Here is a 21,009-nt window from a genome sequence, read left to right on the forward strand (position 1 = left end):
CATTCCCAATTGCTGGACGTCGGGTGTGCGCATCGCGGAATAGTGGGCTATTGATAGAGCCTATGATTGTGCATGAGCGGAGGGGTTTCTCAACAGCCTGCTAGTCGACATCCAATATTCGTGGGACCGGCTTGCCGTTCGAGCTGTACCAGAGGCGCATGTCCTGCCGCACCGACCCGGCATGCACTTGCCAGAGACCAAGACCGCCACGGCGCAGGTAGAACCCTTGCTCCTCGCCCGGATGGAGCTGGGACCAGTACTCGTCCGAATTGTGGAAACGCAGCCGGGGCGGCCCCGAAACGATGGGCTTGAACGTAGTGCCAGTGTCGAGGAAATAGAGCGTTTCGTCGAAATCGCCGCTGCCGGTCATGCGATCGACGCGCATGATCGCCGGGATCGCGGCGAGACAAACCGAGACGCCCAGCACCAGCGGCAGCAGCAGCGCCTCCTTGCGGGGCAATCGCGTGCTCAGCAGCAGCGGGTACAGCAGCAGGCTCGCGGGGATGCATGCGAGTGCGGCTGCGTTGACCCAGCCGTGGTCGCCGACCAGCGTGTAAGGGCTCAGAACCCCGTCGAGCACCGCATAGATCCACAACGCCGCGCACAGCACGACGAAGCCCAGGCTCAGTGGATGGCTCTGCAGATGGAATTTGCTGCGTGGTGGCCGCGCCGCGTCGCCGGGTGCGAGTTGCGTATACAGCGCCGCGCTCGCGGCCGCGGAATTCCAATCGCTGAGACCATCGGCGCTGAGGTGCAGACGCGGTTCGCCGATCGCGAACCAGTGCAGGCCGTGCGCGCCGGTAACGGTATCGCCGAGCCACAGCGGCGATGACTGTTCACGCAGCATGTCGCGTTCGATCACGGTGCCGTCGTCGAGGCGACCGATCACACGCACGCGGTGCGCATCGAAACCCAGCCATCCCCAGCCTTCGGCGGTGGCGATGCGCGTCGCGCGAAACTCCGGACGTGCGAGCCGCACACGCACCGTTTGCAGGCTCCTGAACCCATCATCGCATTCGGCGAGCAACGCATCCTGCGCCCGGCGCCGCCGGCGGGCGCGCAATGCTGCCAACAGCACGGGAACCACAAAGACCGTCGCCAGCAGCAGGATCCATAGCAGGTGCGTGATCATCAGCGTGCGCGCCTCGGGAACGAAGCGCGCAGCTTAGCCTGCCGCACCGGCGCGTGTCAGCGCGCCCACCTCCGGCGAGAGGCCAAAGCGGTCATCCCGCCTTCTTCACCTGCGCCTCGAACTCCAGCGCTTCGGCCACGGCCGGACGTGCGGCCACGCGTTCGACGAACTTCGCGATGCCCTGCCACTGGTTCAGATCGATGTGGAAGTATTTGCTCCAGCCCAGCACGGTGAACAGGTAGGCATCGGCGACGCTGAACTGGCTGCCGGTCAGATAGTCCTGCTTTTCCAGCAGCGGCGAGATCTCGGCGAAGCGTTGCGCGAGCTTGGTCTTCTGCGCATCCTTGACCGAATCCGGATTGGCCGCGTTGAACAGCGGGCTGAACTGCTTGTGGATTTCGGTAGAAATGAAATTCAACCACTCCTGCAGCCGGTACCGCTCCCAGGTTCCGTTGGCCGGCGCGAGCTTCTTGTCCGGCGCCTGGTCGGCAAGGTACTGCACGATGGCCGGACCTTCGGTCAGGATTTCGCCGTTGTCGAGCTGCAGGGTCGGCACGTAGCCCTTGGGATTGACCGCCTTGAAATCGGCGCCGTCGGCGGTCGTCTTGGTGGCCAGATCGACCTTGATGGCCTCGAACGGCAGACCCAGCTCGCGCAGCACGATATGCGGCGAGAGCGAGCACGCCCCGGGCGAGAAATACAGTTTCATGCGGACACTCCTGGTTGTAAGGATGGGCGCGCCGGCGTCCCTGAATGCCGCAGCACCAGCGCGTTGCCGATAACTGCGGCTGCAGCGGCGGCGATCAAGAGGCCAGTAGCGGCCGCAGCGTGAATGCACTGTTTCCCGGACGGCAATGGCCGCATCCGGCAGAAGCCGCGCGCGCGCCGCGGCGCGGATCAGCCCAGCGCCCAGTCGGCGGCCGCCTCGGCGTGGATGCGGGTCGTATCGAAGGTCGGCACGGTGGTGTCGCCGTCTCCGACCAGCAACCCGATCTCGGTGCAGCCCAGGATGATGCCGTGCGCGCCGCGCAGGACGAGATCGGCCATGACCCGCCGGAAGACCTCGCGCGATTCTTCGCGTATCTCGCCGCGGCACAACTCGTCGTAAATGATGCGGTGCACCTCGTCGCGCTGCGCCGCCTCGGGCACGAGCACATCGAGCCCATGCCCGGCCAGCCGCGCGCGATAGAAATCCTGCTCCATCGTGAAGCGCGTGCCGAGCAGACCGACGCGCTCTAACCCCGCGGAGCGAATGCACGCCGCGGTCGCGTCGGCGACATGCAGCAGCGGAAGCCCGCAGCCCGCTTCGATCTGCGTGGCGACCTTGTGCATGGTATTCGTGCAGATCACGATCGCCTGCGCGCCGGCCTTTCGAAGCACCGCGGCCGCGTCCGCCAGCTGGCGCCCGGCCTCGTCCCAGTCGCCGCCGGCCTGCAGCCGCGCGATCTCGGCGAAATCCACGCTGTACATCAGCAATGGCGCCGAATGCAGCCCACCGCGCGTATCACGCACGCGTTCGTTGATGATGCGGTAGTACGGGATCGTCGATTCCCAGCTCATGCCGGCGAGGAGTCCTAGGGTTCGCATGGATCTGACCTTTCGCGAAATTGTCCGGCGATCCTGCATGCCGAACGCGGTGGATTCGGGGCGCTGAGCAGGCAACGCTGCGGCGGCGCATGGCGATAGTACTTGCGCCCGATCGTGTCTGCGGTCAATCCTGTGCTGCTCGCTTTGAGGATTTCCGGAGTCGAGCATGTCCACGAAATCCTGGACTGATACCTTGTCGGCGGTGCTGCCCGCACGCCAACCTTCCCCTGCCGAACTCGGCGAACTGCTGCGCAGCAGCGAGTCCCCCAGCGGCTTCGTGCGCGAACGGGCGACGCTGCGATTGGGAGAGCTCGGCGACCCATTGGCACTGCCCTCCCTGATCGTCCGCGCCAACGACTGGGTTCCCGAAGTGCGTGCCGCCGCCCTGACCAGCCTGTCGCGGCTGGCCGTACCGGCAAACGCGATGGCCTACGTCACCTGCCTGCCGCTGTTTCATTGGCTTGCACAGTGCCGCCGCGCGGAACACGCACCGCTGATTGCGAAAGTCGAAGCCTTCGTCTGCCGGCCCGAGAACGCCGGCCATGTCCTCGGCGGCATGACCAGCACCGTCAACGGCGTCGCCCGAGCCTGCCTGCTGCTGGCGATAGCGCATCGTCTCGGCGACCTCGCCGCGCTGGTCCGCGCAGGACTGAACCACGCCGATGTCGCGATACGCATTAAGATTTCGCCTCTTATCGCCGAACTCGAGGGTGAGGCGCGTCGCGACACGCTGGCTGTGGCACTGGAGAACCGCTGCATGCCGGTGCGGCGCGCTGCGCTGAAAATCCTGCTGTCGGAGCAGGGTGCCGACAACTACGCGCACTATCTGTTCGACCGGCATACCGCCGTGCGTCAACTTGTCGCCGCGAAGCTCGCAGCCGCACGCTTCGATGTGAGGGCCGCCTATCGTGATGCCTTGACGCCGCACGCGACACCTGCGCGCCGCGCCATCGCATTATGGGGACTCGGCGAATACGGACGCGCGGATGACGCAGGTCTGATCACCCCGTACCTCGGCGACGCCGCCGGGCACGTACGCCGGCAGGCGCTTGCGGCGCTCGCACGGCGGCTCGACGGCAGCATCCGGGCCGCCGTGCTCAATGCGCTGGCCGACGAGGATATGGCCGTAGTGAAGGACGCAGCGCGCATCGCGAAACGCGCACGGCTGCAGTTCGATGCGCACGAGCTGCAGGCGATCCTCGATGGAATGGACGGGGAACGCGTGCTCTCTTCACTGCTCAGCGCGCACGGCGTATCGAACAAATGGGAGCGCGTGATCTTCCTGTTGGCCATGCGCAGGCGCGGGCCGGCAGGACTCGAACGGTTCGGCGAATCGGCGTGGCGCTGGAACGCGAGCTTCAACCGCAGCTTCGTACAGCTCAGCGCAACGCAGATCGACGCGCTGCGCGACGTCCTGCGCAATCAGCCTCCGCATATCGACCGAACGGCAAGCAGTGGCGCCTACGAAATCCTGCTCGTCACGCTGAAGGCCCAAGGCATCGCCATCGGCGAATAGCGAGCGCGCAGGCAGAGTCAGGCAGGATCCGAGCCGCAAACCGGGCACGATCGTGACGCCGGCTTCCCTGGGAAGCCGGCGTCACGTGTTCAGTTGACCGGAGCCTCAGGCGGCCCGAACCAGACCGAGGTCGAATCGCTCAGACCCCATAGCGGGGACGGCGGGCCTGGTATTGCCGCGCCGGTGCTCCAGCTGCTCGTCCAGCGAGTCAATGAAGCGCAGGACATACGCATCGGATCGTTCGTCGCCGTAGCGCAGGCATGGCCCGAAGAATCCGCGGCAAAGCGCGAGTTCCGGCGCTTCGCCGTCGTTGAAGACGACATAGCTCGCGCCGACGATCAGCGGCGCGCCGCAATCGCCTGAGCCGTAGCCCGCGCGAAGTTCCCGCTTTGCGGCAGCTCGCCCTTGAGATGGCGCGTGACGGCAAAACGCGCGCGCTGCGGAGGTTCATCGCCGAGCGTGCCTTCGCTACGCCGTGGTCCGATCCGCACACTCTCCACCCGGACCAGCGCAATGTTGCGCGCCCGTGCCGCGGCGTCTTCAACCGAGCCGCTGCGGCAGGAGCAGGCGGCCGCGTCGGATACGGCGCCCAACAGGGCGCCGATGCCGAACCCGGTGGCAAGCATGAATACGGCACGTGCCATGGACTCTCCGTCTATTTGCGCTTGGGCGCGACGATGTCGGTGCACGTCCCCTCGTACACTTCCGCCGCCATGCCGACCGATTCACTCAGGGTCGGATGGGGGTGGATGGTCAGGCCGATGTCGGCGGCTTCCGCGCCCATCTCGATCGCGAGGGCGACTTCGGCGATCAGATCGCCCGCGTTCGGTGCAACGATGCCGGCACCGATGATGCGGTGCGTGGCCTCATCGAAGATCAGCTTGGTGAAGCCTTCGGTACGGCCGATGCCGATCGCGCGGCCCGACGCGGCGTGCGGGAACTTGCCGACCCCGTAGGCGATGCCCTGCTTCTTGGCTTCGGCCTCGGTCACGCCGACCCAGGACACTTCGGGATCCGTATAGGCGACGCTCGGGATCACGCGCGCGACGAACTCGCTCTTGTGACCGGCGGCGACTTCGGCCGCGACCTTGGCTTCGTGCGTGGCCTTGTGCGCGAGCATCGGGTTGCCGACGAGATCGCCGATCGCAAAGATGTGCGGCACGTTCGTGCGCATCTGCCTGTCGACAGGAATGAAGCCGCGCTCGGTGACGTTGACGCCGGCCTTGTGGGCATCAAGCTTGCCGCCGTTGGGCGTGCGGCCGATCGCGACGAGGACGCGGTCATACGCAGTCGGTTCGGGCGCCTTGTCGCCTTCGAAGCTCGCGACGAGGCCTTCGGCCTTGGCTTCGATCCTGGCGACCTTGGTCTTCAGGTGAATGCCCGCGTAGCGTTTCTGCAGGCGCAGCAGCAGCGGGCGAACGAGATCCGGGTCGGCGCCGGGCATGAGCTGATCGAGCAGCTCGACCACGGTGACTTTCGTGCCGAGGGCTTCGTAGACGCAGGCCATCTCGAGACCGATGATGCCGCCGCCGACGACGAGCAGCGACTTCGGGATATCGGCCAGGTCCAGCGCGTCGGTCGAATCCATCATGCGCTTGTCGTCCCAGGGGAAGCCCGGCAGCTTCACGGCCTGCGAGCCCGCGGCGATGATGGCGTTGTCGAAGCGCACGAGCTTCTTGCCGTCAGGACCGTCGACCTCGAGTTCGTTCGGCGAGACGAATTTTGCAACGCCAGTGACGGTGGTGACCTTGCGCTGCTTGGCCATGCCGGCCAGGCCGCCGGTGAGCTGCGCGACGACCGCAGTCTTGTGTGCGCGCAGCTTGTCCAGATCGATGATGGGCTCGCCGAAACTGATGCCGTGGGAAGCGAACTGGCGCGCCTCGTCGACGACGCGCGCGGCGTGCAGCAGCGCCTTGGACGGGATACAGCCGACGTTGAGACACACGCCGCCGAGCACCGGATAGCGTTCGATCAGGACCACACGCTGGCCGAGGTCCGCTGCGCGAAACGCCGCGGTATAGCCGCCGGGACCGGCGCCGATCACGACGACCTGGGCTTCGATGTCGGCCTTGCGGCCCGTGGCCGGCGCGGCAGCGGGCGCCGGACCCGTGGGCGCGGCAGCGGGTTTGTCCGCGGCCGCGACAGGCGGTTCGGCCGCCGGCTTTTCGGCTGACGGTGCTGCGGACGCCTTGCTCGCTTCGGGCGCGGCCGCTTTCCCTGCCGGCGCCGCGGCGCCAGCGGCCGCCTCGGTGTCGATCAGTGCGACGACAGCACCCTCGGCCAGTTCCTCGCCGAGCTTGACGCGGATTTCCTTGACCACGCCGGCGACCGTCGACGGCACTTCCATCGTGGCCTTGTCCGATTCCAGCGTGACCAGTCCCTGTTCCTTCCTGATCGTGTCGCCGACCTTGACCAGGACTTCGATCACCGGAACTGAAACGCCGCCGATGTCGGGCACTTTGACTTCTGTCGTTGCCATTATTTCTGCTCCTTGTCCTGCGAGGCGGCCGCGGCGCGGAACATCTGCTTGAGCGCGTCGCGCCGCGTTTCGAATTCGGCGAGGGGATGGGGGTCGGCCGGCGGCCTGGTCTGGTCAGGTGCGCGCGTTGTGGCTTTCGATACCGGGGCTTCCACGACCGGCGCAGGGCCGAAGGTCCTGACCGGTGCGACCGGCGTGGCCCCGGGGGCCTTGGAGAGCGCGGGTGTCGCCGCGGTCACTGGCACATCGGCCGCGGTCGCGCTGCCATTGAGCAGGCCACGTACCCGTTCCTGCAACGCGAGCATCTCGTCGCGCTCGCTGCGCAGACCGGCCAGGTTCGCCATCCGGTTGAGATGCCGTTCGCGAGTCAGCTCGCGATACTTGCGGTTGGCGTAGGCCATCGACTTGCGGATGTCGGGCAAATGGATTTTTTCCACTTCTTCCGGCAGCGCGTCGAAGCTGATGTAGTCTTCCTCGATCCACAGGCCGCGCCGGCGCGCGACGATACGGCTTTCACGCTCCTCGAAGAACAGCCGCGGCCAGTCCGTGTCCGGCGGTTCGCGATCCAGGCGCAGGAACATCACGCGCAGGGAGTCGTGCACGCGCGACCAGGTCGTGCGGCTGAGGTCGAGATCGACGATGCGGACGTCGTCGAATTCGGCATCGGGTGCGTCGGGCTGGCTCACCGGGCGCGCTTCAAAGCAGCGTGCGGCGCATGTCGGCGAGCACCTGGCCCAGATAGGCGGTGAAGCGCGCGGCCGAAGCGCCATCGATGACGCGATGATCGTAGCTCAACGACAACGGCAGGATCAGGCGCGGCTGGAAGGCCTTGCCGTCCCATACGGGCTTGGTCGCCGACTTGGACACGCCGAGGATCGCGACTTCCGGCGCATTGACGATGGGCGTGAAAGCCGTGCCACCGATGCCGCCGAGCGAGGAGATCGAGAAGCAGCCGCCGGACATCTCGGCCGGACCGAGCTTGCCGTCGCGCGCCTTCGCGGCGAGTTCGCCGGTTTCCTTCGCGATCTCGAGCACGCCCTTCTTGTCCGCGTCGCGCAGCACCGGCACGACCAGGCCATTCGGCGTGTCGGCGGCGAAGCCGACATGGAAGTATTTCTTGAGGATCAGATTGTCGCCCGTGGCATCGAGCGAGGCGTTGAAGTCGGGGAATTTCTTCAGCGCCGATACGACGGCCTTGATCAGGAACGCGAGCATGGTCAGCTTGATGCCGGCCTTCTCGTTTTCCTTGTTGATCGCCACACGCAGCGCTTCGAGGTCGGTGATGTCCGCGTCGTCGTGCTGGGTGACGTGCGGGATCATGACCCAGTTGCGCGCCAGGTTGGCACCGGAGATCTTCTTGATGCGCGACAGCGCGCGCGTTTCGGTTTCACCGAACTTGGCGAAATCCACCTGTGGCCAGGGCAGCAGGTTGAGGCCTCCGCCAGCCGCGACCGGCGCGGTTGCCGGACCACGCGCCGGGCCAGCCGCGAGCGCCTGCTTGACATGGTTCTGCACATCTTCGCGCGTGATGCGTGCCTTGCGGCCGCTGCCGCTGACGGCAGTGAGATTGACGCCGAGCTCGCGCGCGAACAGGCGCACGGCCGGGCTTGCATGCGGCACCTTGTCCGGCATCACGACGCTCGCGTCGAACGGAACCGGCGGTGTGCGCGGACCCGCGATTTCCGCATCGATGCCGGGACGGGACGCGTCGGCGTTCGCGGGCGGTTCGCTCCTGGCGGCGGGGGCCGCGGCTTCGGGCGGTGCAGGTGCTTCGGCCTTGGCGGGCGCCTCGGCCTTCGCCGCCGCCGCGGGCTTGTCCTCGGCCTTGGGTGCGGCAACCGCGGCATCGGCCGCGTCCATGGTCACGACTACCGTGCCTTCCGACACGTCGTCGCCGACCTTCACGCGAATCTCCTTGACCACACCGGCGAACGGCGCCGGCACTTCCATGGTCGCCTTGTCCGATTCCAGCGTGAGCAGGCCCTGGTCTTTCTTCACCGTGTCGCCGGGGGCAACCAGGATCTCGATCACCGGCACATTGGCGTAGTTGCCGATGTCAGGAACCTTCACTTCTTGTGACATACACCCTCCGAGGCGGCAGATTTCGGGCAAGGCAGCTATTGTGGCGGCGAAGCCAGGCCCGCACCAGAGCGGATAGAGCAGATACTCGGAAAGTCCGGACGACGCCGGACGCCGCGGCGCACCCGCCATATTCCGATTGGTTCGCGCAGCACGCCGTCCTGGCGGCTAAGCTGGCTGCCGTTTGTTGCGGACTGCCCACATGGACATTACGGAATTGCGCGCGCAGCTCGACCGGGTCGATCGCGACCTGGTGCGGCTTGCCGCGGAACGCCAGCGCATCGTCGCCGAGATCGGCCGCAGCAAGCGCGGCAGCGGCCGGCCGCTGCGCGATTTCCGGCGCGAGAAAGAAGTACTGGACAACGTGCGCGGCCATGCGCGCGAGGCGGGCATCGATCCCGAACTCGCCGCCGGCCTGATGCAGCTGCTGATTGCCGCATCGCTGACCCGGCAGGAACAGGACACGGTACGGGCGCTGTCCGCCGGCGGCGGCAAGCGCGCCCTGCTCATCGGCGGCAGCGGCCGCATGGGCGCGTGGTTCGCGCGCTTCCTCGACGCGCAGGGCTATGCGGTGGAGATCGCCGATCCCGTCGCCAACGCCGCAGGCTTCGCGCAGCGCGAGCGCTGGGACGAGGGCGCGCTCGATCATGACCTCATCGTCGTCGCCACGCCGTTGCGCGCCGCGGCGCGCATCCTGTCCGCGCTCGCCACCTACCGGCCGCCGGGCATCGTGTTCGACCTGGGCTCGATCAAGACGCCGCTGCGCGAGTCCCTGCAGCAGCTCAACGCGGCCGGTGTGCGCGCGACGTCGATCCATCCCATGTTCGGTCCCTCGGCCAACGTGCTGGCCGGGCGCCATGTCGTGCTCATCGACAGCGGCGATCGCGAGGCGCTGGAGACGGCACGCAGTCTGTTCGCATCGACGACCGCGATCACGGTGGAGATGGATCTCGACGAGCACGATCGCCTGATCGCGCTGGTGCTCGGCCTGTCGCATGCGCTGAACATCGCGTTCGTTGCGGCCCTGGCACATAGCGGCGTCGATCCGGAACGCCTCAAGGCCGTGTCGTCGACGACGTTCGGCGCACAGCTCGGCATTGCCGAGGGCGTCGCGCGCGAGAACCCGCACCTGTACTTCGAGATCCAGTCCCTCAACGCGCACAACGGCCCGGCGCTTGCAGCGCTCGACGAAGCGGTACATGCCCTGCTCGCAGCGGTGCGCAACGGTGACGAAGCCGGCTTCGTCGCGCTGATGCAGCGCGGCCGCGACTATCTGCACACTGACGCCGAGTGAGCCGAGCGGAGCCGGCGCGCGCGCCATCGCGAGCCGGCCTTACGGTACTGGCCGCCCGCGACCGGCTGCGCGTAGTCTTGAGTTTTCACCAAAGGGACCGCCGATGCCGCCTACCACACTCCTGCGCAAGTCGCTGCTGACGACAGCCATGGCCCTCGCGCTTTCGCCGATGGCGGTGTTCGCCGAACGCGTCGCCGTCACCGCCGAGCGCATGATCGATGTGGAGAGCGGCACGCTGCGCAGCAAGGCCGTCGTCGTCGTCGACGGCGAACGCATCATCGACGTGCGTTGGGACGGACAGGTACCGGCGGAGGCCAGACGCATCGACCTGGGCGACGTGACCCTGCTGCCCGGGCTGATCGACTGCCACGTGCATATCGACTCGCAATCGGGCGATTTCTATACCGAAGCGTTCCGCCGCAGTCCGATCGACAACGCGGTCAAGGCGCACGTATACGCGCAGCGCACCCTGCAGGCCGGGTTCACCACGGTGCGCAACGCCGGCTCGGCCGAGTTCATCGACGTGGCACTGCGCAACGCCATCACGCGCGGCGACGTGCAGGGGCCGCGCATCCTCGCCAGCGGCCTCGCGCTCGGCGCCACCGGCGGCCACGCCGACGGCGGAACCGGGTTCTCCCCCTACCTGCGTTTCGAGGGCTACAACGGCATCGCCGACGGCGTCGATGCGATCCGCGCCAAGGTACGCTTCGACGTAAAACACGGCGCCGACGTCATCAAGTTCATGGCCAGCGCCGGGGTGCTCAGCGAAGAGGAGTCGGTCGGCGAACCGCAGTATTCGCAGGAAGAGATGAACGCGGTCGTCGACGAGGCGCATCGCTGGCACCGCAAGGTCGCGGCGCATGCGCACGGCACCGAGGCGATCAAGATGGCGGTCAAGGCCGGTGTCGATTCGATCGAGCACGGCAGTTTTCTCGATGACGAGGCGATTGCGCTGATGAAGAAACACGGCACCTGGCTCGTCGCCGATGTCTACAACGACGACTACATCCTGGCCGAGTTCGCGCGCCTGAAGTATCCGGAAACCATGCTGGAAAAGGAGCGCAAGGTTGGCCGCACCCAGCGCGAGAGCTTCCGCCGTGCGGTCAAGGCCGGCGTCAGGATCGCCTACGGCACCGATGCCGGCGTCTACCCGCACGGCGACAACGCCAAGCAGTTCGCGAAGATGACGCAGTGGGGCCAGACGCCGATACAGGCCTTGCAGGCGGCGACGCTGCATGCGGCGGAATTGCTCGGCCGCAGCGAGCAGGTCGGTGCGATCCGCAAGGGCCTGTATGCCGACCTGGTTGCCGTGCCGGGCAATCCGCTGGAGGACATCGGCGTGATGGAGAAAGTTGCCTTCGTGATGAAGGGTGGCAAGGTGGAAAAATCCACCAGGTAACTTTACGGTCACCCGGTCAAACGACGAGAGTCAACGACCTGCGTGGCGAGAACGAACATCGGCCACGAGGCGCTGGCGACCTGCGTGTCAGATGACCGGAAGCGAATGGGCGGGCGGCGCCGCGAGTAAGAGTTGTCAGCCGCCCGCCACATCCGTTGACCGATCCGTTTACCGTGAGTCTGCAAGCGCCGCGTCGCATCTGCTATGCGCGTACCGTGATTGCGCCCTGCCGACGCCGTTCAGAAAGCGAGCGAGAAGCCGAGGAAGATTCCCGCCAGGGCGAGCAGCAACAGCACGAGGAAGATCGCGAAGATGACCTTGGCGATGCCGCCCGACGCACCGGCGATCCCGGTGAAGCCGAGCGCGCCCGCAACGAGCGAGATCAGGCCGAAGATGATGGCGAGCTTGAGCATGGTCCCCTCCCTCAGCCCCAGGCGTTCAGCGCGAGCCAGAGGGATTCGTCGACCGGATCCTGCCCGGCGTCCGGTGCAAGTCGGCGAGCGATCGCTTCAGGGCCTTCCTGGCGCCAGTTGCTGCTGTCGTCGCGGCGATTGTCGTCGTCCTGCATGGTGTGTGCTCCGTTGATTGTCGCTACGGATAGCGCAAGCGGCGTGCCAGCGGCGACAGAGTGAGCGACTGGCTATTCGAAACCGATGCGGTCCGCCGACCGAGCCAGTCGTTTTGTCGACTTCCGTCCAGTGCGAGGCGGAGCCACACGATCCCCACCCAACCCTCCGGCCCGTGGGGCGTTCAAGACAGCCAGAACCTTACGGTTCCAAGCGGCTGCCTTTCACCCCCTCGAAGGGGAGGGCTTTGTTCTCGCAGGTTTTTTTTGTCAGACGCAGCGATGCAAAGCCAAAGGAACGGCGGAAAAATCCCTCCCCTTCAAGGGCGCGAAGGACGATGGCTTAGAGCCGAAGGCTCTCATCGTCCTGAACGCCCCACGGGCCGGAGGGTTGGGTGGGGATGGTGTGCGCCGGAACACCGTGCAACGCATCACGAGTACCGGCGCCTCACGATTTCCGGAGCGCTCGCCTTTCAAACACCCGTTGCGCCGTGCACGAAACACCGCGCGGACGGGTTGCAATTTGCGATCCATCGCGGCGGAGACAGACCCGACGTACGCGCGATTCATCGCGTGAGCGTAACGCTCACTTCTCGAAATCCAGCAGGTTCAGGCGCGTGCCGCCGTCCAGGCGCAGCTCCAGGCTGTTCTCGAGGCTGTCGAGCCGCGCGACCATGGGACACAGCGCAGCGACGCGCGACGCGAGTTGTGCCGTCTGCGTGTCGATGCGGCGCTCGATGTCGTGTTCGATCTTTTCCGCACGCGCCTCGAGTTCCGCCGCGCGGGCTTCGTCACCGCTCAGGGCGATAGCGATCGCGCTACCGGCGACTTCGGTCAGGATCACCGGCATCAGGTCGGTCATGGCCTTCTCGACGAGAGAGTCGAACTCGTCTTCGTTCCAGGGCCGCTTTTCAAAGGTGTCGTCGATGCGCAGCTTGAACTCGTCGCGCAGCACGCCGAGACGCTGGCGCGTATTCGGACTGTCGGCCGTGCCGGAGAATGCGGCGGCGACTTCGCTGACCGCGACGTAGGCGATGTCGATCGCATCGCGCGCGATGGCCTTGGCCTGCGGCACCAGCGCGCGCACCGTCGCCTCGTATTCGGCGACGCGGGCGCGATCCGTGTCGCTGAGCGCCAGCGGGCGGCCATCGACGATCAGCTGTCCCTTGTTCATGACGATGCTTTCGGGCTTTCCGCCGCTGTGCCGGAACGACAGGCCGGACTTGTCGATGGTCACGTCGTAGTCGCTGTCCAGGCCGCAGGAATCGATGCTGTGGCTGCGTGCCTGCGCAGCGAAAGTGAGGCTCAGTCCCAGGGCGGCAGCAAGCAGCAGGCGTTTCATGGCGCGTCCTCGTCGTATCGATAGTGGGAATCGCCGCGATCACGCAGGCGATTGCGGCCTTGGATGCGGATTTTCGCGCGAGGGTTGCAGTGACGCATCCGCCCACCGCAGGCATGACTTCCGGCAGGGTTTCGCGCGCTATCGCCTCTGCGGATGAGCCCGTATGCTGGCACGCCCCTGCCTGACCGGAGCTGCCCGATGTATACCTTGTACTACTCGCCCGGTGCGGCGAGCCTGCTGCCTCACCTGTTGCTGCTCGAAATCGGCGCTGCACATGAACTGCGCCGGGTCGACATCCAGGCTGGCGACAACCGCACGCCCGAGTACCTGAGCCTGAATCCGAACGGCGCCGTGCCGACGCTGATCGTCGACGGACAGGCGTGCGCCGAGACCGCCGCGCTGCTGCTGTTGCTGTGCGAGCGCCATCCGGAAGCCGGACTCGCGCCCGCGGTCGGCACGCCGACGCGCGCCGCGTTCCTGCAGGGTGTGCTGTTTCTCGCCAACACACTGCAACCGACGTTCCGTCTCTGGTTCTATCCGTCCGATGCAGGCGCGGTGGACGAGGACGCGCTCAGGCAAGGTCTGCGCAAGCGCATCGAACGGTGCTTCGACCAGCTTGCGGGCCAGCTCGGCGACGGGCGTCCCTATCTGCTCGGCGAACAGCCAAGTGCGCTGGACTTCTACGCGACGATGCTGATGCGCTGGTCGCGCAACATGCCCCGGCCGGCAACCGAGTGGCCTGCGCTGAAGGCGCTGGCCGACCGCATACGCGCACGGCCGAGCTGGCAGCGACTCTACGAGATCGAAGGTCTTACTGAATGGACCTGAGCCTTCCGCGCGCTGAACCGCAGACCGCGATCGCGACGAGGACTGAACAATTGCGCGAGTAGGCTGGTTTCCGAGTTCCCGAGGAAGGCCAGTTCATGACCTCGTTCGACGAAGTCCAGCTGCTGATCCAACTGCTGCGCGAAGGCCGTGACTACTACGCCTTCGCGCGCAATGAAACGCGTGATCCGGAAACCGCCGAAGTGTTCTCGCTCGCCGCCAAGGCGCGGCTCGATCTGCTCGAAGACCTGGTCTCGACGCGGCTGCTGTTCCAGACCTCGCCAGCGCATGCGACGCGCTCGTTGGCGCCGGATCTGGGCTACGAAGACCTGCGCCATCAGTTCGATCCGCTGCATCCACGTGCACATGCGGCGGCGCTGCATGTGCGCGAACGCCGTGTCGTGCATCTGATGCAGGATCTGGTCGGGAGCGACGTCGAAGCATCACCGAAGCTGCATGCCGCACTGAAAATTCACTACGCCGCGTTTGTCGAAATGGATGACTGCCTCGCGCGCTGGAGCGCGCTTCAACCCACCGCCTGATCAGCCACCGAAGTCCAGCGCCAGCGCGACCGGCCTGACCGACAGTTCGATGCGCGGATTGTCCACCCGCCACTCGCGCTTGTCGGGCAGGCGCATTTCGTCTTTGTCGTCGGCGGCGTAGCGCAGCACGCCCGAGCGCAGATGAATCGTCGCGCGCGCATCGGAACCCGGCGGGAAACGGATCAGCAACCCTGCCGGATCGCTCGCGAGGAACCGCTGGAGAAGGTCACGACCGGCCATGGCGTCGGCGTGGGCCGCGGCCATGTCGGTATAGACAGAATACGGGAAGGATTGCGGCAGCGCGTCCGCCGAGGCGGAAAGCGCAGGACTCAGGAGCAAGGACAGCAGCAGATGGCGCAACACGATGAGGCTCCGGTGACCAAGCCTGGCGGACGCTAGCAAGCTTCGGCTGAAGCGCCGGAAAACGCAGCGTCGCACCGGCGCAGAGGCTTTCGACCGTCGCGACGTGGCAGTGAACGCCGTTTCCGCGTCGGGCAGCCCTTCGGCCGCGAAACATCTACGGCCGCGCGCGGAACGTCACGACGAGCACGTCGCGATACGCAGGCACCGCCGCATCGACCGCTTCTACCGGCGTCACGCCGTGGCAGACCCGCGCATCATCGACGAGCGCCGCATCGAACGGCGCGGTCAGCGTGAAGCGGCCGAGCAGCGCGCCGTCGGGCTGATGGATCGTCGTCGTGCCGCTGGCGATGTTGTGGCGCGCGACCAGTAGCACGAGTACGAAGTCCACGCCGTCGCGATGCACGCCTTCGGGCGTCGGCAAACCCTGTTCGCCGGCGCGCGCCTCGATGCGAAACTGATGCACTTCGATCTGCCAGCCGGCAACACCCGGCGCAAGCGCGCCGAACAGGCGCTGGCAGTAGCGCAGTACCGTCGGCAGGCTGCTGCCCGCATCCCAGCGCGGCGCGATCGGTTCGAACCAGCGCGCGATGCCGCCGTTGAGCGTGTTGTATTCCAGCGACTGGTAGTGCGGCTGCGCCGGCTCGCGCCGCAGTGGCGCGGCATCGGCCGCGTATACGCCATGACGCCGGCGCCGGTAGCGGCCCTGGTCGGCCATGTAGGTGTCGACGGCGAGGTCGTTCCAGCTCGCCGCGAAGTCGGCCCAGTCGTCCAGCGGCCCGCACTCGGCCAGATGCGCGGTCATCGTCGTGCCGGCGACGAAGGCGAAGCCGACGCGGCGCAATTCGGGCTCCACCGTCGCCAGCAGCGCGGGAGCAGTTTCCTCGGTACTCATGCAGTCACGGTAGCAGAGCGCGCCGACGGCGCGATGGCCGATCGTTATAAGCCTGCATCAGGCCTCGGGCAGCATGGATCCAGCGTCTGCGTCGCGAATGGTTCCGCTGTCATCGAGCACGAATCTACCGCCCCGCGCTGGCCTTGAGCGCACTGCGGCCGCTGTCGAGGCAGCGCGTGAGGTTGGCACGCGCCGCCGCATCGCAGCGCGCATGGAACCAGTCCGAGACGAAGATGCGTGGCGCCGCGAGCAGGCCGCGCAGGAAGCGGCGCCGGTAGTGGCGGAACATCCACGCCGGCAGCCTGCCGCGGTACTCCTGCGCAATGGCCTTGTCGTAGGCGTCGAAGCGTGCCGGCTCGGCCGCCAGTATTGCCATGTCGCAATCGAGGAACAGCGCCGCATCACGATCCAGCGCCGAGGCGTCCCAGTGCCCGTGCCTGGCCGTCATCGCGATGAGTCCGGCCACGCGCCCGGCATCCACACCCTGCCCGTCCAGCCAGCGCGCGATGGCCGATCGCGCGAAGTCCGCACTGCGTTCCTCGTTGTCCTTGTGCCCGGCGTCGTAGATCGCGTCGTGATACAGCAGCGCGAGAAACACCTCGACCGGCTGGTCCCAGCCCGGTTCGCGCGCGACCGTTGCGAAATGGCCCAGCACTTCGAGCACATGGTCAAAATTGTGATAAGCGCGCGGCGGCTGCGCATAGCAATCGCGCAGTTCAGCGACAAGGCCGGACGGCAATGGCAGCGGTGCGGAAAGATCGGTTTCGCTCGTGAGCATTGCAGCCAGTGTCCTGTCTCGCAGTTACGTTGAAGAAATTCCGGATGGATTTCGTCGCGAGACCACGCGCAGTGGGCAGACGTAGCCGCAGTGGCGCGACCAGCCGCCACGACGTATCGCGGCGGTGTTCAACAGCGGAGCTGGTCACGACACCGGAGTTATCTGATGCAATTGCGAGACAGGACGCCAGGACCCAACTCGTGGCCCATGCGGGCTGCCGCCGTTGCCTGCAACACTCGCATAAATGGCTGCCTACTTTCATCCCCGCCTGCAGGAAACCCGCCGCGTCGCCGGCAATCGCGCGCGCCGTCTGCTGCGCCTGTGGCCGCAGACGCTGTTCCATCTCGTTGCGGGTGGCGCGCTGCTGTTTCTCGTCGGCGCCGGCGTTTCGCGCATCGACGGCGATCGCATCGGCCTCGTGCTGCGCCTGCTCGCTGCGCAACCACTGACGATTGCGATCACCTTCGCGGCGTTCGGCTTTGCCATGTGCCGCAGCTCGACCCTGGCGCTGCTGCAGGAACTGCGGCTGGGCTGGTGGGGCGCGGCCCCCGTCTCCCAGGCCGCGACGCAACGCAGCCTGCATCTCAACGCGATCCTGCTGACCGTGTTCGGCAATATCGTGGTGCTGTTCGTGCTGGCCGGCATCGTCGCGCTGTCGCGCCGCTCCACGCCGTGGTTCGTGCCTCTGCTGACGTCGGCGAGCCTCGGCTTCTGGCTCGGTAGCGGCCTGGGATACCTCGCCGTGGGCCGGCTGGGAACGCGCAAACACGCCAAGGTGCTGCAGACCCATTCCAGCGCGGCGCTGCTGCCGCTGCGCGCGCTGGATCACCCGCAGCTGCGCAACCTGCCCGACTGGCAGCGGCGCGAAACCGTGCGCCGCTGGCGTTCGGGTGGACGCAACTGGCAATTCCTCGCGCTGGGCCTGCTGGTGCCGATGGGCATGCCGCTGCTGCCGCTGGCCGGCATGCTGCTCCTCGGTATCGCGCTGATCTGGTACGGACTTGCGCTGCGGGCGAGCGAGGACACGCTGGTCCGCGCGACGCAGTTGTTCGCGGCTCTGCCGCTGCCATTCGGGCGCTTCGCCGCGGGCACGCTGCGCTATCCGCTGTTCGCCTGGTGCTGCGCGAGCGTGCTCGGTGCCGGCGGCCTGCTGCTGCAGTCGGCCAAGCCCTGGGTCGCCGCGGCGTTCGTCGTCGCGATTGGCCTCGGTGGCCTGCTGTCACTGTGCCTGAGCTGGCGCTACCGCCATCGGCCGCATCTGGCGCGCATCCGCGCGACGGCGGAAGTCGTGCTGTTGCTGCTGCTGGCCTATCAATTCGTCGCCATCGTGCCGCCACTCGCCATCGCGCTGGCCGTGCGTCACTACGTTGTTGCCCGGAGTGCTGCCTGATGTCCGTCCTGGAAATTGCCGGCCTGATTCACGCCTACGGGCCGCAACGCGTACTGGACGGCGTCGACCTGCGCCTGCAGGCCGGCGAATTCGCCGCGCTGATCGGGCCGAACGGTTCGGGCAAGACCACGCTGCTGCGCTGCCTGGCCGGCATCCTGCAACCGCAGCAGGGCCGCATCGCGATCGCCGGCGCGGACATGTCCGGCGATCCGCTGGGCGCCAAGCAGCGTCTGGGCTTTGCGGTCGATCCGACTCTGCTGCCGGCATTACTGACCGGGCGCCAGTGCCTGGAGCTCTTCGCCGGTGCGCGCGACCTCGGCGCGATTCCGGCCGCTACGCTGGAACTCGCCGAGGCGCTTGCCTTCACGCGCTGGCTGGACCACGAAGTGCAGGCCTATTCCCTGGGCACGCGGCAGAAGCTCGGCATCCTGCTCGGTCTGATCGGCGAGCCGCCGCTGATCGTGCTGGACGAACCCATGAACGGTCTCGACCCGCTCAGCGCGTTCGCGCTCAAGCAGCACCTCGTACGCCTGACGCGCGAACACGGCTGCGCGGTACTGCTCGCCACGCACGCGCTCGAGGTGGCCGAACGCTTCATCAGCCGCTGCGTGCTGCTGCTCGGTGGCAAGCTGGTGCAGGACTGGGACACGAACGCGCTCGACGCGATACGGCACGATCCGGACGCCTCGCTCGAACAGGTCATGGTGGAAGCGCTGCAGCGCTTCGGTGCACCGCGCAACGACGCCTGAGACACGTCCCGGCCGGGCTCGCGCCGCGCCGGCCGACCCAGGCCCGGTCGGCATAGTGGATTTGTGCAGGATTAGCAAAGGCGTCGCGCGACCATTCCGTCGCAGCATCCGGGCGACCGGACGAACGGCGCGCCCGCAGGCGCGCCGCCAGCCTCAGCGAATCTCGCAGAAGCAGTACGCGAACACGGTTGGCTTGCCGCCCTGCATCGTGCGCAGCAGACGCAAGGGACGCTGCAGGTCGACGTCTTCCAGCAGCGTGGCCTCCGGCCGCAGCAGTTCGATCTTCGCGAGCGCGCGCGCGCCGGCGCTGTCGCTAGTGCTGAGCAGGAACTGCTCGAAGGCACCGGGCGACTTCTCGATGTAGCGTGTCTGCCAGTCAGCGCCGAGCTTGGCACGCTCGGCCGCGGCGGCAATTGCCGCGTCGAGGCCGCCAAGCTTGTCGACGAGGCCGCGCTCCAGCGCCTGTCGGCCGGTCCAGACTCGGCCGCGCGCGACCTGGTCGATCTCGGCGGCCTGCTTGCCACGCGCTGCGGCGACGCGGCCGATGAAATCGCGGTAGCCCTTGTCGATCACCGATTGGACTACCTTGGCCACAGCCGGATCCAACGGAAGGCGCACATCCAACGCGCTGGCAAACGGTGTCGTGCCGACACCGTCGGTGTGCACGCCGATTCTTGCCAGCGTTTCGGGAATCGTGACCAACAGGCCGTAAACGCCGATCGAGCCGGTGATGGTTGCCGGCTGGGCGAAGATCTCGTCGGCGTCCATCGCGATCCAGTAGCCACCCGAGGCCGCGACGTCACCCATCGACGCAATGACGGGCTTGCCGGCCTGCTTGATCAGTTCAACTTCGCGCCGGATCTGCTCGGACGGGAACGCCTCGCCGCCGGGCGAATTCACGCGCAGCACCACGGCCTTGACGTTGTCGTCCTCGCGCGCCTCCCGCAGCAACGCGGCGGTGGATTCGCCGCCGACCGTGCCAGCGCTCTGTTCGCCGCTGACGATATCGCCTTCGGCGACGACGACAGCGACCGATGCACGCAGATCCGGCAGCGCGGCACTGCGCGCAAGCGACTGGTAGTCACGCCAGTGAACCTGACGGAAGCTGTGCTTGGCCTTGTCAGCCACGCCCTTGGCGATGAGGATCTCGCGCGCCTGGTCGCGCGTCGCGAGCTGGTCGACGAGGTGCGAGGTCAATGCAATCTTGGCCAGATCGCCCTGCGCGTCTTCGATCGCCTCGGGCAGTATTTCAATACCATTCTGTATTGCCCGGGGCTCAAGCTTGCGCCGGCTGCCCACGTCGCCCAGCCATGTCTGCCAGAGACCATCGAGCCAGTACAGGTCGGCTTGGCGCGCTTCGCTCGATGCGCCGTTGAGAACGTACGGCTCGGCCGCCGACTTGAATTCGCCGACGCGGAACAGGTGCACCTTGACCGCGAGCTTGTCGAGCAGATCCTTGTAATAGAAGCGATAACTGGCGAAGCCGTTCAGCAGCACCGCGCCGTCCGGATGCAGCAGGATCTGGTCTGCATGTGCGGCGAGGAAATACGGCATCTGCGTCATGCCGTCGGAGATCGCGACGACTTCCTTGCCGGTGCTGCGGAAGCGCTCCAGCGCCGCGCCGATCTCGGCCAGCGATGCGAGTCCGGCACCGCGCAGTCCATCGGACTGCAGCACGATGCGCTCGATGTTCGCATCGTTCCCGGCACGCCGGATCACCTCAAGCACATCGCGCAGCTGGATTTCGCTCGACGTGCTGCCGAGCATGCGCTCGAGCGCGCGCGAACCGGCGTCCGTGCGGTATTGCTCGACGAGTTCGCCGTTGAGTTCGAGCACCAGCGCCGTACGCGGCTCGATCACCGGTGCCTTGGCCGAGAGCGCGATCAGGAAGACCACCAGCACGAACAGGAAGATGAGGTTGAACACCAGGCGCCGGGTGAAATTGATCGCGTCCCAGATCGCGCCGAAGAACCGGCGCACCGGACCGGGCTTACGCTCCGTCATTGCTCTCTCCGCTTGCTGAAGGGCTAGACGGCGCCAGACGGCACCGCTCAGTGGTGGCTGCGACGCCGGATGG

Annotated in this window: 21 protein-coding genes; 7 read left to right on the forward strand and 14 right to left on the reverse strand. The window is 66.8% G+C overall.

The window, feature by feature from the left end; translation table 11 throughout:
- Positions 1-100 precede the first annotated feature (100 nt).
- From RUU78_RS21785 to RUU78_RS21795, 3 genes are all read right to left on the reverse strand, one after another.
- Positions 101-1,132, reverse strand: coding sequence for a hypothetical protein (locus tag RUU78_RS21785; protein WP_313919835.1), 1,032 nt, complete (start codon positions 1,130-1,132; stop codon positions 101-103).
- 91 nt (positions 1,133-1,223) lie between these two features.
- Positions 1,224-1,841, reverse strand: coding sequence for a glutathione transferase GstA (gstA, locus tag RUU78_RS21790; protein ID WP_313919837.1), 618 nt, complete (start codon positions 1,839-1,841; stop codon positions 1,224-1,226).
- Between the two features lie 188 nt (positions 1,842-2,029).
- On the reverse strand, positions 2,030-2,719 hold the full coding sequence (locus RUU78_RS21795) for an aspartate/glutamate racemase family protein (protein WP_313919839.1): 690 nt from the start codon (positions 2,717-2,719) through the stop codon (positions 2,030-2,032).
- Between the two features lie 166 nt (positions 2,720-2,885).
- On the opposite strand from RUU78_RS21795, the gene RUU78_RS21800 reads away from it, so the two are divergent.
- Positions 2,886-4,235 (forward strand): hypothetical protein, encoded by a 1,350-nt coding sequence (locus RUU78_RS21800; protein ID WP_313919840.1) that lies wholly within the window; start codon positions 2,886-2,888, stop codon positions 4,233-4,235.
- A gap of 338 nt (positions 4,236-4,573) precedes the next feature.
- Here the strand turns inward: RUU78_RS21800 and RUU78_RS21805 are convergent, their stop codons facing one another.
- From RUU78_RS21805 to aceF, 4 genes are read right to left on the reverse strand one after another with little or no spacing between them, the layout of a single operon-like run.
- Complete coding sequence (locus tag RUU78_RS21805) at positions 4,574-4,879, reverse strand: hypothetical protein (protein WP_313919842.1); 306 nt, start codon at positions 4,877-4,879, stop codon at positions 4,574-4,576.
- A gap of 11 nt (positions 4,880-4,890) precedes the next feature.
- Positions 4,891-6,714 (reverse strand): dihydrolipoyl dehydrogenase, encoded by a 1,824-nt coding sequence (gene lpdA / locus RUU78_RS21810; RefSeq protein WP_313919844.1) that lies wholly within the window; start codon positions 6,712-6,714, stop codon positions 4,891-4,893.
- Complete coding sequence (locus RUU78_RS21815; protein ID WP_313919845.1) at positions 6,714-7,400, reverse strand: hypothetical protein; 687 nt, start codon at positions 7,398-7,400, stop codon at positions 6,714-6,716. The genes lpdA and RUU78_RS21815 overlap by 1 nt, the downstream gene beginning before the upstream one ends.
- A 10-nt stretch (positions 7,401-7,410) precedes the next feature.
- Positions 7,411-8,796: a dihydrolipoyllysine-residue acetyltransferase gene (aceF, locus tag RUU78_RS21820; protein ID WP_313919847.1), complete on the reverse strand. Its 1,386-nt coding sequence runs from the start codon at positions 8,794-8,796 to the stop codon at positions 7,411-7,413.
- A 199-nt stretch (positions 8,797-8,995) separates the two neighbouring features.
- On the opposite strand from aceF, the gene RUU78_RS21825 reads away from it, so the two are divergent.
- Both RUU78_RS21825 and RUU78_RS21830 read left to right on the forward strand, forming a co-directional pair.
- Entirely contained in the window at positions 8,996-10,087 is a 1,092-nt protein-coding gene (locus tag RUU78_RS21825; RefSeq protein ID WP_313919849.1) for a bifunctional chorismate mutase/prephenate dehydrogenase, read from the forward strand.
- A gap of 103 nt (positions 10,088-10,190) precedes the next feature.
- Positions 10,191-11,486: an amidohydrolase family protein gene (locus RUU78_RS21830; RefSeq protein WP_313919851.1), complete on the forward strand. Its 1,296-nt coding sequence runs from the start codon at positions 10,191-10,193 to the stop codon at positions 11,484-11,486.
- A 239-nt stretch (positions 11,487-11,725) separates the two neighbouring features.
- Here the strand turns inward: RUU78_RS21830 and RUU78_RS21835 are convergent, their stop codons facing one another.
- The 3 genes from RUU78_RS21835 to RUU78_RS21845 form a co-directional block, all read right to left on the reverse strand.
- Entirely contained in the window at positions 11,726-11,899 is a 174-nt protein-coding gene (locus tag RUU78_RS21835) for a DUF1328 domain-containing protein (protein WP_313919852.1), read from the reverse strand.
- Positions 11,900-11,910: 11 nt separating this feature from the next.
- Positions 11,911-12,054 carry a hypothetical protein gene (locus RUU78_RS21840; protein WP_313919853.1) on the reverse strand — a complete coding sequence of 48 codons (144 nt, stop codon included), beginning with the start codon at positions 12,052-12,054 and terminating at the stop codon, positions 11,911-11,913.
- A 583-nt stretch (positions 12,055-12,637) separates the two neighbouring features.
- The gene (locus RUU78_RS21845; RefSeq protein ID WP_313919854.1) at positions 12,638-13,393 is read right to left on the reverse strand and encodes a DUF2884 family protein; all 756 of its coding nucleotides are present in this window, start codon (positions 13,391-13,393) and stop codon (positions 12,638-12,640) included.
- A gap of 198 nt (positions 13,394-13,591) precedes the next feature.
- Between RUU78_RS21845 and RUU78_RS21850 the strand changes: the two genes are divergently transcribed.
- Together RUU78_RS21850 and RUU78_RS21855 are read left to right on the forward strand one after the other, a co-directional pair.
- Positions 13,592-14,221 carry a glutathione S-transferase C-terminal domain-containing protein gene (locus RUU78_RS21850; protein WP_313919855.1) on the forward strand — a complete coding sequence of 210 codons (630 nt, stop codon included), beginning with the start codon at positions 13,592-13,594 and terminating at the stop codon, positions 14,219-14,221.
- Between the two features lie 95 nt (positions 14,222-14,316).
- Positions 14,317-14,760: a hypothetical protein gene (locus RUU78_RS21855; RefSeq protein ID WP_313919856.1), complete on the forward strand. Its 444-nt coding sequence runs from the start codon at positions 14,317-14,319 to the stop codon at positions 14,758-14,760.
- Here RUU78_RS21855 and RUU78_RS21860 read toward each other — a convergent pair whose 3' ends face one another.
- The 3 genes from RUU78_RS21860 to RUU78_RS21870 all read right to left on the reverse strand — a co-directional run bounded on the left by RUU78_RS21860 (position 14,761) and on the right by RUU78_RS21870 (position 16,793).
- The gene (locus tag RUU78_RS21860; protein WP_313919857.1) at positions 14,761-15,123 is read right to left on the reverse strand and encodes a hypothetical protein; all 363 of its coding nucleotides are present in this window, start codon (positions 15,121-15,123) and stop codon (positions 14,761-14,763) included.
- A gap of 154 nt (positions 15,124-15,277) precedes the next feature.
- Positions 15,278-16,015: a 2OG-Fe dioxygenase family protein gene (locus tag RUU78_RS21865; protein WP_313919858.1), complete on the reverse strand. Its 738-nt coding sequence runs from the start codon at positions 16,013-16,015 to the stop codon at positions 15,278-15,280.
- 124 nt (positions 16,016-16,139) lie between these two features.
- On the reverse strand, positions 16,140-16,793 hold the full coding sequence (locus tag RUU78_RS21870) for a hypothetical protein (RefSeq protein WP_313919860.1): 654 nt from the start codon (positions 16,791-16,793) through the stop codon (positions 16,140-16,142).
- 244 nt (positions 16,794-17,037) lie between these two features.
- Between RUU78_RS21870 and RUU78_RS21875 the strand changes: the two genes are divergently transcribed.
- Positions 17,038-18,183, forward strand: coding sequence for a hypothetical protein (locus tag RUU78_RS21875; protein WP_313919862.1), 1,146 nt, complete (start codon positions 17,038-17,040; stop codon positions 18,181-18,183).
- Complete coding sequence (locus RUU78_RS21880; RefSeq protein WP_313919863.1) at positions 18,183-18,932, forward strand: ABC transporter ATP-binding protein; 750 nt, start codon at positions 18,183-18,185, stop codon at positions 18,930-18,932. Before RUU78_RS21875 ends, RUU78_RS21880 begins: the two co-directional genes overlap by 1 nt.
- A 153-nt stretch (positions 18,933-19,085) precedes the next feature.
- On the opposite strand, the gene sppA is transcribed toward RUU78_RS21880, so the two are convergent.
- The gene (sppA, locus tag RUU78_RS21885) at positions 19,086-20,936 is read right to left on the reverse strand and encodes a signal peptide peptidase SppA (RefSeq protein ID WP_313919864.1); all 1,851 of its coding nucleotides are present in this window, start codon (positions 20,934-20,936) and stop codon (positions 19,086-19,088) included.
- Positions 20,937-21,009 lie beyond the last annotated feature (73 nt).

This window comes from Tahibacter sp., from assembly GCF_032229445.1.
Lineage (GTDB): Bacteria > Pseudomonadota > Gammaproteobacteria > Xanthomonadales > Rhodanobacteraceae > Tahibacter.

What these genes read in the sequence shown, in the direction of transcription:
- RUU78_RS21785 (WP_313919835.1), bottom strand. Translation starts at nt 1,132, where the DNA reads ATGATCACGCACCTGCTATGGATCCTGCTGCTGGCGACGGTCTTTGTG.
- gstA (WP_313919837.1), bottom strand. Translation starts at nt 1,841, where the DNA reads ATGAAACTGTATTTCTCGCCCGGGGCGTGCTCGCTCTCGCCGCATATC.
- RUU78_RS21795 (WP_313919839.1), bottom strand. Translation starts at nt 2,719, where the DNA reads ATGCGAACCCTAGGACTCCTCGCCGGCATGAGCTGGGAATCGACGATC.
- RUU78_RS21800 (WP_313919840.1), top strand. Translation starts at nt 2,886, where the DNA reads ATGTCCACGAAATCCTGGACTGATACCTTGTCGGCGGTGCTGCCCGCA.
- RUU78_RS21805 (WP_313919842.1), bottom strand. Translation starts at nt 4,879, where the DNA reads ATGGCACGTGCCGTATTCATGCTTGCCACCGGGTTCGGCATCGGCGCC.
- lpdA (WP_313919844.1), bottom strand. Translation starts at nt 6,714, where the DNA reads ATGGCAACGACAGAAGTCAAAGTGCCCGACATCGGCGGCGTTTCAGTT.
- aceF (WP_313919847.1), bottom strand. Translation starts at nt 8,796, where the DNA reads ATGTCACAAGAAGTGAAGGTTCCTGACATCGGCAACTACGCCAATGTG.
- RUU78_RS21825 (WP_313919849.1), top strand. Translation starts at nt 8,996, where the DNA reads ATGGACATTACGGAATTGCGCGCGCAGCTCGACCGGGTCGATCGCGAC.
- RUU78_RS21830 (WP_313919851.1), top strand. Translation starts at nt 10,191, where the DNA reads ATGCCGCCTACCACACTCCTGCGCAAGTCGCTGCTGACGACAGCCATG.
- RUU78_RS21835 (WP_313919852.1), bottom strand. Translation starts at nt 11,899, where the DNA reads ATGCTCAAGCTCGCCATCATCTTCGGCCTGATCTCGCTCGTTGCGGGC.
- RUU78_RS21840 (WP_313919853.1), bottom strand. Translation starts at nt 12,054, where the DNA reads ATGCAGGACGACGACAATCGCCGCGACGACAGCAGCAACTGGCGCCAG.
- RUU78_RS21845 (WP_313919854.1), bottom strand. Translation starts at nt 13,393, where the DNA reads ATGAAACGCCTGCTGCTTGCTGCCGCCCTGGGACTGAGCCTCACTTTC.
- RUU78_RS21850 (WP_313919855.1), top strand. Translation starts at nt 13,592, where the DNA reads ATGTATACCTTGTACTACTCGCCCGGTGCGGCGAGCCTGCTGCCTCAC.
- RUU78_RS21855 (WP_313919856.1), top strand. Translation starts at nt 14,317, where the DNA reads ATGACCTCGTTCGACGAAGTCCAGCTGCTGATCCAACTGCTGCGCGAA.
- RUU78_RS21865 (WP_313919858.1), bottom strand. Translation starts at nt 16,015, where the DNA reads ATGAGTACCGAGGAAACTGCTCCCGCGCTGCTGGCGACGGTGGAGCCC.
- RUU78_RS21870 (WP_313919860.1), bottom strand. Translation starts at nt 16,793, where the DNA reads ATGCTCACGAGCGAAACCGATCTTTCCGCACCGCTGCCATTGCCGTCC.
- RUU78_RS21875 (WP_313919862.1), top strand. Translation starts at nt 17,038, where the DNA reads ATGGCTGCCTACTTTCATCCCCGCCTGCAGGAAACCCGCCGCGTCGCC.
- RUU78_RS21880 (WP_313919863.1), top strand. Translation starts at nt 18,183, where the DNA reads ATGTCCGTCCTGGAAATTGCCGGCCTGATTCACGCCTACGGGCCGCAA.
- sppA (WP_313919864.1), bottom strand. Translation starts at nt 20,936, where the DNA reads ATGACGGAGCGTAAGCCCGGTCCGGTGCGCCGGTTCTTCGGCGCGATC.